Raw genomic sequence first — 10,296 nt, 5'->3', positions numbered from 1 at the left:
ATCTGCCGTGGGCGTTGGAAATTTGAAGGGGGCTGCTCCTAGTACGAGAGGACCGGAGTGGACGAACCTCTGGTGTACCGGTTGTCACGCCAGTGGCATTGCCGGGTAGCTAAGTTCGGAAGAGATAACCGCTGAAAGCATCTAAGCGGGAAACTTGCCTTGAGATGAGATTTCCCAGAGCCTTGAGCTCTTTGAAGGGTCGTTCGAGACCAGGACGTTGATAGGCTGGGTGTGGAAGTGCAGTAATGCATTAAGCTAACCAGTACTAATTGCCCGTACGGCTTGTCCCTATAACCTTAGCAGGTGCAGAGGATAAGACGGTACAACGTTGCGTGTGTGTTGATACAACCAGTCATTACCCCAATCTTTGCTTCTTCCAGATTCATGGCCTTGTCGTCCTACAGGAGACAAGCGTCAGTACAAGTTATGCCTGATGACCATAGCAAGTTGGTCCCACCCCTTCCCATCCCGAACAGGACCGTGAAACAACTTTGCGCCGATGATAGTGCTGCAACCAGTGTGAAAGTAGGTTATCGTCAGGCTTGTTATTCGCAGTAGAGAAAAACCCGTCAAGAAATTGGCGGGTTTTTTTTCGTCTGGAGATTCGTGGCTTATGTCTGTGGTGTTTGTCGGCTTACGCGCTGCGCGCTAAGCCGACCTACGTCGATTTACCGCTAGCCAGGTGCGTAGGTCGGATTAGCGCGGCAAGGCCGCGCGTAATCCGACAACCACGCCAGCCGGTAGGTCGGATGCACGGGGCCGTCGAGGTGCGCAGCGTAAGCCGACAATATGCTTGGTACCAAATTATCAGCTCCCGCGATACGTGGAATACGACCACGGCGACACCACCAGCGGCACGTGATAATTCTCATCGGTGTGCGCAATGCCAAATGAAAGCGTTACCAGGTCGATGAAACGGGGCGACGGCAGTTCCACGCCTTGGGCGGCAAAATAGTCGCCGGCATTGAAGACCAGCTCATACTGGCCCGCTTTCATGCTGTCGCCTTCCAGCAAGGGCGAACTGCAGCGGCCATCGCTGTTGGTCATATCCATCTTCAACAACACTTTTCCTTCCGCTGCGACTGAAAACAGGGCCACCTTGACCCCGGCTCCGGGTTTGCCGTGGGCGATGTCGAGTACATGCGTGCTGAGTTTTCCCATTTGCTATCCTGTATATAGGGTGAGTGAATGTGCTTATCGTGCAAATCATATACCGGCGACGGCATCGGGCTATATGATTGAACATATAGACCACATTGTCCTCCTATAGGCGAGCCAGCGCATGAGTACTTACGACCATTATCCACGTGACCTGATCGGCTATGGCCGCACGCCGCCCCATCCGCAATGGCCGGGCAAGGCCCGTATTGCGCTGCAATTCGTCCTCAATTATGAAGAAGGTGCGGAAAACAGCGTGCTGCATGGCGATCCCGTCTCGGAGACGTTTTTATCGGAAATGATAGGCGCCGCCGCCTTTCCCGCCCGTCACCTGAGCATGGAGTCGATCTATGAATATGGTTCGCGCGCGGGGCTGTGGCGCTTGCTGCGCATGTTCAAGGAGCGAGGCCTGCCGTTGACGGTCTTTGGCGTCTCGATGGCCTTGAAGCGCAATCCGGAGGCAGTGGCCGCCTTCCAGGAGCTGGGGCATGAAATCGCCTGCCATGGCTTGCGCTGGATTTCCTATCAAAACATGGATGAGGCGACGGAGCGCGAACACATGCGCGAGGCCGTGCAGATTATCCGTGAATTGACGGGGGCCGCCCCGCAAGGCTGGTACACCGGGCGCGATTCGCCAAATACGCGCAAACTGGTGGTGGAACATGGCGGTTTCCGCTACGACGCCGATTATTATGGCGATGACCTGCCCTTCTGGGAAAAGGTCGCGTACACGGACGCGGCAGGCGCATCAGTGGTGCAGCCGCAACTGATCGTGCCCTATACCCTGGACACGAACGACATGCGCTTTGCTGCCATGCAAGGCTTTAATTCGGGCACGCAGTTCTTTGATTATCTGAAAGATGCCTTCGATGTGCTGTATGCGGAAGGCGATCCGAACGGCTTGAACCAGCCGAAGATGCTGTCCGTCGGCTTGCATTGCCGCCTGGTCGGGCGGCCGGGCCGCGCGGCGGCTTTGGCGCGCTTTCTTGATTATGTACAGCGCCATGAGCAGGTATGGATCACGCGCCGCATCGACATCGCCGAGCACTGGCATGCGACGCACCCGTTCCAGGTATAAGTTTTATTGATGTAGGATGATAAGTAAAATCAGTCTTTGCATATAGTTGTCCTGTGTACCGGTGTTAATCTTCTCCACTGGGACTATTCCGAGGCCAGCATGTCAGAACCGATTCGCTTTTATTACCGTGGTGCCGTGCAGGAAGTGCACAACGCCGCCCCCACGCAGACTGTGTTGCAGCACCTGCGCGAGGACTTGCATTGCACGGGTACCAAGGAAGGCTGCGCCGAAGGCGATTGCGGCACCTGCACGGTGGTGGTCGCCAGCCTGCTCGACGGCAAGGTGGAAATGAAGGCTGTCAACGCCTGTATCCAGCTTACGCCCACCCTCGATGGCAAGGCCCTGTTCTCCGTGGAAGACTTGCAACAGTCCGATGGCGCCCTGCATCCGGTACAGCAGGCAATGGTCGAATGCCACGGTTCCCAGTGCGGTTTCTGCACGCCCGGTTTCGTCATGTCGCTGTGGGGCATGTATCTGGAAAAAAATGGCGCGACGCCCACGCGCTGCGAAATCGACGACACCCTGTCAGGCAATTTATGCCGCTGCACCGGTTACCGTCCCATCATCGATGCAGCCAGACGCATGGGCGAATTGCCGCGCGTGGAATTTGATCGCGCTGGCTTGCAAACGCAATTGCAGGCGCTGCAGCGCGGCAGCCTGACTACGTATGAACACGGCGGCCAGCACTTCCACGCGCCGCGCACGGTGGATGAACTGGTGGCGCTGCGCACGGCGCATCCGCAAGCCTGCCTGCTGGCCGGCTCCACCGATATCGGCCTGTGGGTGACCAAACAGCTGCGTGACCTGGGCGACATCATTTATTTGGGCAACGTGGCTGCGTTGAAAAGCATTGTGATTACCGACGGCAAGCTGCAGATCGGCGCCGGCGCCAGCCTCAACGATGCCTACGGCGCGCTGTGCCAGCATTATCCCGATGAATTGTCGGAACTGTGGCAGCGCTTTGCCTCCTTGCCGATCCGTAACGCGGGCACCCTGGGCGGCAATGTGGCAAATGGTTCGCCCATCGGCGACTCGATGCCGTGGCTGATCGCGCTGGGCAGCGAGATCGTGCTGCGCGGTCCCGCCGGCCAGCGCAGCATGCCGCTGGAAGATTTTTATCTTGGCTATCAAAAGAAGGATCTGCAGCCCGGCGAGTTCGTCGAAGCCGTGCACGTGCCTTTGCCACGCGCCGGCGTGCATTTCCGCACGTATAAGCTGGCCAAGCGCTTTGACCAGGATATCTCGGCCGTCTGCGCCGCGTTTGCCTTTGAGCTCGATGGCGAGCGCATCACGGACGCGCGTATCGCCTTTGGCGGCATGGCGGCCACGTCGCAGCGCGCCGCGCAAACGGAGGCATTCTTGCGTGGACAGGCTTGGACGGAAGAGAACTTGCTCATCGCCATGCGCTTGCTGGCCGACGATTACGCGCCGCTGTCGGACATGCGCGCGTCGAACACTTATCGCATGACGACGGCGCAAAACCTGCTGCGCCGCTTCTGGCTGGAAACCCGCCCCGGTGCGCCTTTGCCACGCACCGCCATCAACGCCTACGCTTGCCGCGCCTGAAAGGACCCGCATGAACCATCCTGCCACGCCCAAACTGCAAGCTGCCGCCTGGAGCGCCGTAGGCAAGCCCAGCCCGCACGAATCGGCCCAATTGCATGTGCTGGGGCAAGCTACCTATACGGATGATATTGCCGAACTGCAGGGCACCTTGCACGCGGCCTTGGGCCTGTCGCAAAAGCCGCACGCACGCATCACGGCCATGGATCTGTCCGCCGTGCGCGCCGCCCGTGGCGTCGTCGCCGTCTACACGGCGCAGGACATTCCCGGTACCAACGATTGCGGTCCCATCATCCATGACGACCCCATCCTGGCGGCGGAGCTGGTGCAGTACGTGGGCCAGCCGATTTTTATCGTGGTGGCCGATACGCACGACCACGCGCGCCGCGCGGCGCGTCTGGCGCAAGTGTCGTATGACGAATTGCCGGCGATCATGACACCGCAAGCGGCCAAGGCGGCGCAGTCGTATGTGCTGCCGCCCATGCGCCTGGCGCGTGGCGACTACCAGGCCGCGTTCGAGCAGGCGCCGCACGTGGTCAAGGGCCAGTTGTATGTGGGCGGCCAGGAGCAGTTTTATCTGGAAGGACAGATTTCCTACGCGATCCCGAAGGAAGCGCAGGGCATGCTGGTGCTGTGTTCTACCCAGCACCCGAGCGAGATGCAGCACGTGGTAGCGCATGCGCTGGGCGTGCATTCGCATAACATCACCGTCGAATGCCGGCGCATGGGCGGCGGTTTTGGCGGCAAGGAATCGCAGTCGGCTCTGTGGGCGGCGGCCTCGGCCATCGCCGCATCGAAATTGAAACGCCCGGTAAAACTGCGCGCCGACCGTGACGACGACATGCTGGTGACGGGCAAGCGCCACTGTTTTTATTATGAATACGAAGTGGGCTACGACGATGATGGCAGGATTCTTGCCGCGAAAGTCGACATGACCACGCGCGCGGGGTACTCGGCGGACTTGTCCGGTCCCGTCGCCACGCGCGCCGTCTGCCATTTCGACAACACCTATTATTTGTCCGACGTGGATATCCGCGCCGCTTGCGGCAAGACGAATACGCAGTCGAACACGGCGTTCCGGGGCTTCGGCGGGCCGCAGGGCGCCATCGCCATCGAATACGTGATCGATGAAATCGCCCGCCATCTGCAGCGCGACGCGCTGGATATCCGCCTGCTCAATTTTTACGGGCGCAACGATGGCGAAGGGCGCAACGTCACGCCGTATGGCCAGAAAATCGTCGACAACGTCATCCATGAACTGGTGGCCGAGCTGGAACAGAGCAGCGATTACCGCGCGCGCCGCCGCGCCATCGACGCCTACAACGAGGCCAGCCCCATCCTCAAGAAGGGCCTGGCGTTCACGCCGCTGAAATTCGGCATCGCCTTCAATGTCACGCATCTGAACCAGGCCGGTGCCTTGGTGCACGTGTATGTGGACGGTTCCGTGCTGGTCAATCATGGCGGTACGGAAATGGGGCAGGGCATCAATACCAAGGTCATGCAGGTGGTGGCGCATGAGCTGGGCCTGGACCTCGAACGTGTGCGCGCCACGGCCACCGATACAAGCAAGGTGGCGAATACCTCGGCCACGGCGGCCTCCACCGGTGCCGACCTGAACGGCAAGGCGGCGCAGGATGCGGCGCGGCAGATTCGTGAACGCCTGGCTGATTACGCGGTCAAACTGTATGGTGGCGAAATGGCTTCCGTGCGCTTCTTCGATAACCACATCCACGTGCATGGCCACGTCGTGCCGTTTGCCGAACTGGTGCAAAAGGCGTATCTGGCGCGGGTGCAGCTGTGGTCGGACGGCTTTTATGCCACGCCCGGCCTGTCGTGGGATGCGAAGACGATGACGGGCCATCCTTTTTCGTATTACGCCTATGGCGCGGCCGTGGCCGAAGTGGTGGTCGATACCCTGACGGGCGAATGGAAGCTGCTGCGCGCCGATGCCTTGTACGACGCGGGCCAGTCATTGAATCCCGCGATTGACCTGGGCCAGGTGGAAGGCGCGTTTATCCAGGGCATGGGCTGGCTGACGACGGAGCAGCTGTGGTGGAATGCCGCCGGCAAGCTGATGACGCATGCGCCATCGACGTACAAAATCCCCGGCATTTCCGATTGCCCGGAAGACTTCCGTGTGAACCTGTTCCAGAACCGTAACGTGGAAGACAGCATCCACCGCTCGAAAGCCGTGGGCGAGCCGCCGCTGCTGCTGCCGTTTTCCGTGTTCTTCGCCATCCGCGACGCCATTTCCAGCGTCGGGAATCACGCCATCCAGCCCCCGCTCAATTCCCCGGCCACCAGCGAGGAAATCCTCAGGGCGGTGATGGCCGTGCAAGCGGCTGGCGTGGCGGCGTAAGGGGCCGATGATGAGCGACTGGCTGACAGCGATGGAGAATGACACGCAAGCTTGCGTGCTGGTGACGGTGGCCCTGGTGGACGGTTCCGGGCCGCGCGAGGCAGGCGCGAAGATGCGCGTCGCCACCAGCGGCCAGGTCGACACCATCGGTGGCGGCCACCTGGAACTGCGCGCGGTGGAGATCGCCAAGACCATGCTGGCCACGGGCAATACCCAGGCGCGCCTGGAACGCTTTGCGCTGGGCCCCAGCCTGGGCCAGTGCTGCGGTGGTGTCGTCTGGCTGGCGTTCGAACCAGTCGATACCGGCCGCGATGCGGTCTTGTCCGCCTTGCGTGAACGCCGCCAGCAAGACAGCTGGCGTCTGACGGCGCTCGATGGCGACGCCGCCTCAGCCCTGTTCGATACGGCGGGCAAGCTGATCGCTGGCACAGGCGAGCACGCGCCCGATACATTTTCGCGCGAACGGGGCACGCATGTGGCGCAAGGCATGGACGGGCGGCGCTGGCTGGTCGACCCGTGCCTGACGCCGCGCGCCCATTTGACCTTGTTCGGCGCCGGCCACGTGGGCGCCGCCATCGTGCGGGCGCTGGCCCACTTGCCCTGCAACGTCACCTGGGTCGATGAACGCGACGACATGTTTCCGTCCGATATGCCTGATAATGTGCGCATCGCCGCCACCGATACGCCCGAGGAATTTGTGTCCATGGCGCCGCCGGGCGGCAGTTTCCTTGTCATGACGCATAGCCATGCGCTCGATCAACGCTTGACCGAGGCCATCATGGCGCGCGACGATGCCGGCTGGTTTGGCTTGATCGGTTCGCACACGAAACGCAAGCAGTTCGAGCACCGCTTGCAGGCGCGAGGCGTGCCGGATGAGCGCATCGCCGCCATGGTGTGTCCGATCGGCATGCCAGGTATCCGCAACAAGGCGCCGGCCGTGATCGCCGCGTCCGTTGCCTGTCAATTATTGATGGTGTGGGAGGAAGCCGCCAGCGCGGCCCTGGCCGCACCGCTGCGGCTGGTATCTGCCAGCGCGCCGCCGCGCCGCAAGAGCCGCGCGGCCACTTACCCCTTATAGAAAGAAGTCATGCCGATTGTTCCTGCCACATTGCAAGCTTACCGTGCCAGCTTGCTGCACTTCCACGCCGATCCTGCTTTCAGCGACGACGCGCATGCCTGGCATGCGGATGGCTTGCTGATCGTTGCCGGTGGCAAGGTCGTGGCGGCCGGCGATTATGCACAACTGCTGCCGACTTTGCCGCCAGGCAGCGAGATCATCGATTACAGCGGCAAGCTGATCGTGCCTGGCTTCATCGACACGCATGTGCATTTCCCGCAGACGGAAATGATTGCCTCGCCCGCGCCCGGTTTGCTGCCATGGCTGGAGACGTATACCTTCCCCACCGAGCGCGCGTTTGAAAATCCTGAGCACGCGCGCAACGTGGCCGAGTTTTTCCTCGACGAACTGCTGCGCTGCGGCACCACCACGGCCATGGTGTACGGCAGCGTGCATCCGCAATCCGTCGATGCCTTCTTCGGCGCCAGCGAGGCGCGCGGCTTGCGCATGGTGGCGGGCAAGGTCATGATGGACCGCAACTGCCCGGAATTCCTGCGCGATACGGCCGAGTCCGGCGCGCGCGAAACTGAAGAGCTGATCCGGCGCTGGCACAAGCACGGCCGCTCGCTGTACGCGATCACGCCGCGTTTCGTGCCCACTTCGACGAATCAACAGATGCACCTGGCGGGCGAGCTGGCACATGCCTATCCGGACACGTATCTGCAGACGCATGTATCGGAAAACGAGGATGAGTGCCGCTGGGTGCGCGAACTGCATCCGCAGGCGCGCAGCTACCTCGACGTGTATGACCAGTACGGCATGCTGCGTCCGCGGGCCATGTTTGGCCATTGCATCTGGCTCGACGAGCGCGACCGCGCACGCATGGCAGAGACCGACTCGGCCGCCGCCATCTGTCCGACTTCGAACCTTTTCCTCGGCAGCGGCCTGTTCGATTTTGAACGGGCCGATGCGGCGCGCGTGCTGCTCTCGCTGGCCACGGATGTGGGCGGTGGCACCTCGTTCTCGATGTTGCAAACCATGAACGAAGCCTATAAAGTAGCACGCTTGAAAGGCAGCTATCTGCCCGCCTTGCGCATGTTTTACCTGGCAACCCTGGGCGCCGCGCGCGCCATGCAACTGGAAGGCACTCTGGGCAATTTCACGCCGGGCACGGAAGCGGATTTTATTGTGCTCGACAAGCAATCGACGCCGCTGCTGGCGCGCCGCACGGCCGCTTGCCAAAGCCTCGAGGAATTGCTGTTTGCCTTTGCGCTGCTGGGCGACGACCGCGCCGTGGCCGCCACTTATTCAGGCGGACGCTGCGTGCATGTGCGGGAGCAGAACTGACCTACCCGTTGTTCAACCTTGATGTATCCTGATGATTTGCCGCTGCTTATTTTCAGGAGGATTCACCCTGATCGAGAACGCTGATGCAAAAGAAATTCCCGGGCCTGGCGCTGGCCGCCGCACTCGCCGCCGCGCTGCCATTGGCTGGCACGGCCCACGCCGCCAACGCCGTGGCCGCTCCTTCCGCCAACGAGGCGGCCACCGCGCGCCATTTTGCCGCCCTGGTCTCGGGCACCCAGCCGAAGACCGCCGAGCTGAGCCTGTTCTTTTCCATGATGCCCAAGGGCGGAGATCTGCACCACCATTACTCGGGCGCCATTTATGCCGAGCAATTCCTCGACTGGGTCGACAAGGAAAACTATTGCGTCAACAAGACGACATACCGCATCGAAAGCAACAAGGATGTCGTGGCGGCTGAGCGCGCCAAACCGGCCGCCCAGCGCGACTGCCTGTCGTCCACGGAAGTATTCGCCGATGCGGGCCTGTATGCGGAATTGCTGCAGCGCTGGTCGACCAAGGATTTCTATAATCACGGTGCCATCCAGACGCCCCCTGACCGTACCTTTTTTGATACTTTCGGCTACTTCGGTCCCGTCGCATCGAGCAACACGGCCGATGGCCTGAAAACCCTGAAGCAGCGCGCCATCGCAGAAAACCTGAGCTATATTGAAACGATTTTCGAGCTGTCGCCGTTCGTGCAAAGCACGCAATTCGACCAGCAGGTGCTGGCGCCGGGCTTGCAGCCGGCCGCCCTGCAAGCCGTGCTGGCCAACTGGACAGCTAGCCTGGAGCAGGATGCCAGCTTCCAGAAAAGCATCACGGCCTATAACGACAACGTGAACAGCAGCAGCGCCGGCATCGACGACGCCGATTTCACCATGCGCTACCAGGCGTACGTGCTGCGCTTCCTGTCGCCATCGCAAGTATTTTCCTCGATGGTGGCGGCATTCAAGGCGGCCAGCCTGAATCCGCTGGTGGTGGGCGTGAACATCGTGGGCCAGGAAAGCGTGAATGTCTCCATGCGCGACTACAGCCTGCACATGGAAATGTTCAAGTTCCTCAAGGCAAAATATCCGAACGTGAAGATCGCCCTGCACGCCGGCGAGCTGGCGCTGGGCATGGTGCCGCCGGAAGGCATGGCATTCCACATCGCCGAAGCCGTCAATGTGGCGGGGGCCGACCGCATCGGCCACGGCATGGATATCGCCTACGAGCACAATGCGCTGGCCACCATGCAGAAGATGCGCGCGCGGGGCATTCCCGTGGAAGTGAACCTGACCAGCAATGATTATATCCTCGGTATCAAGGGGCAGGCCCATCCGATCACCCTGTACCGCAAGTACGGCGTGCCGTTCGTCATCTCGACGGATGACGCGGGCGTGTCGCGCAATACCTTGTCGAACGAATATGTGCTGTTTGCCAGCCAGTACAAGACGGATTACGCGGAACTGAAAAAGCTCTCGTATAACAGCCTGCGCTATTCCTTCCTTGCTGATGCTGATAAACAACGCTTGCTGAAAGCCCTGGACGTTCGTTTTGCGCGCTTTGAGGCGCAAATTGCCGCCGCCGACAAGACGGAAAAAAGCAGCAAACCGTAAGTTTCGCCTGCGTCGAAACTGACACTCTTGCCACGGCCGGGTTCTCCGGCCGTTTTCCATTTCCCTGCCGAATTTTCAACGATGTTTTATTGTCAATTTTGTGGCGGCTATGCGACACAATTCACCCCAGATGCAT

7 protein-coding genes and 2 rRNA genes are annotated in these 10,296 nt (G+C 60.8%); 8 read left to right on the top strand and 1 reads right to left on the bottom strand.

The window, feature by feature from the left end; all coding sequences use genetic code 11:
- Both JaAD80_RS16960 and rrf read left to right on the top strand, forming a co-directional pair.
- Positions 1-290 (top strand): 23S ribosomal RNA (locus tag JaAD80_RS16960); the annotation flags it as partial.
- A 139-nt stretch (positions 291-429) separates the two neighbouring features.
- A 5S ribosomal RNA gene (gene rrf / locus JaAD80_RS16955) occupies positions 430-542 on the top strand.
- A gap of 265 nt (positions 543-807) precedes the next feature.
- Here rrf and uraH read toward each other — a convergent pair.
- Entirely contained in the window at positions 808-1,161 is a 354-nt protein-coding gene (uraH, locus tag JaAD80_RS16950) for a hydroxyisourate hydrolase (RefSeq protein ID WP_102295694.1), read from the bottom strand.
- A 121-nt stretch (positions 1,162-1,282) separates the two neighbouring features.
- Here uraH and puuE point away from each other — a divergent pair, with 121 nt between their 5' ends.
- From puuE to JaAD80_RS16920, 6 genes are all read left to right on the top strand, one after another.
- The gene (gene puuE, locus JaAD80_RS16945; protein WP_102295693.1) at positions 1,283-2,236 is read left to right on the top strand and encodes an allantoinase PuuE; all 954 of its coding nucleotides are present in this window, start codon (positions 1,283-1,285) and stop codon (positions 2,234-2,236) included.
- A 99-nt stretch (positions 2,237-2,335) separates the two neighbouring features.
- The gene (gene xdhA / locus JaAD80_RS16940) at positions 2,336-3,802 is read left to right on the top strand and encodes a xanthine dehydrogenase small subunit (RefSeq protein ID WP_102295691.1); all 1,467 of its coding nucleotides are present in this window, start codon (positions 2,336-2,338) and stop codon (positions 3,800-3,802) included.
- 10 nt (positions 3,803-3,812) lie between these two features.
- Positions 3,813-6,158 carry a xanthine dehydrogenase molybdopterin binding subunit gene (xdhB, locus tag JaAD80_RS16935; RefSeq protein WP_102295689.1) on the top strand — a complete coding sequence of 782 codons (2,346 nt, stop codon included), beginning with the start codon at positions 3,813-3,815 and terminating at the stop codon, positions 6,156-6,158.
- Between the two features lie 10 nt (positions 6,159-6,168).
- Positions 6,169-7,236: a xanthine dehydrogenase accessory protein XdhC gene (xdhC, locus tag JaAD80_RS16930; protein WP_102295687.1), complete on the top strand. Its 1,068-nt coding sequence runs from the start codon at positions 6,169-6,171 to the stop codon at positions 7,234-7,236.
- A 9-nt stretch (positions 7,237-7,245) separates the two neighbouring features.
- Complete coding sequence (guaD, locus tag JaAD80_RS16925; RefSeq protein WP_102295686.1) at positions 7,246-8,562, top strand: guanine deaminase; 1,317 nt, start codon at positions 7,246-7,248, stop codon at positions 8,560-8,562.
- Between the two features lie 83 nt (positions 8,563-8,645).
- Entirely contained in the window at positions 8,646-10,160 is a 1,515-nt protein-coding gene (locus JaAD80_RS16920) for an adenosine deaminase (protein WP_102295684.1), read from the top strand.
- Positions 10,161-10,296: the final 136 nt, after the last annotated feature.

Source organism: Janthinobacterium sp. AD80 (assembly GCF_002878455.1).
Classification (GTDB): Bacteria; Pseudomonadota; Gammaproteobacteria; order Burkholderiales; family Burkholderiaceae_D; genus Janthinobacterium.
Note: the sequence above shows the minus strand (reverse complement) of the source record. Positions and strands in the feature narration are given on the sequence as shown.

Excerpts from the sequence above, each read along its gene's own strand:
- uraH (WP_102295694.1), bottom strand. The coding sequence starts at position 1,161 with ATGGGAAAACTCAGCACGCATGTACTCGACATCGCCCACGGCAAACCC.
- puuE (WP_102295693.1), top strand. The coding sequence starts at position 1,283 with ATGAGTACTTACGACCATTATCCACGTGACCTGATCGGCTATGGCCGC.
- xdhA (WP_102295691.1), top strand. The coding sequence starts at position 2,336 with ATGTCAGAACCGATTCGCTTTTATTACCGTGGTGCCGTGCAGGAAGTG.
- xdhB (WP_102295689.1), top strand. The coding sequence starts at position 3,813 with ATGAACCATCCTGCCACGCCCAAACTGCAAGCTGCCGCCTGGAGCGCC.
- xdhC (WP_102295687.1), top strand. The coding sequence starts at position 6,169 with ATGAGCGACTGGCTGACAGCGATGGAGAATGACACGCAAGCTTGCGTG.
- guaD (WP_102295686.1), top strand. The coding sequence starts at position 7,246 with ATGCCGATTGTTCCTGCCACATTGCAAGCTTACCGTGCCAGCTTGCTG.
- JaAD80_RS16920 (WP_102295684.1), top strand. The coding sequence starts at position 8,646 with ATGCAAAAGAAATTCCCGGGCCTGGCGCTGGCCGCCGCACTCGCCGCC.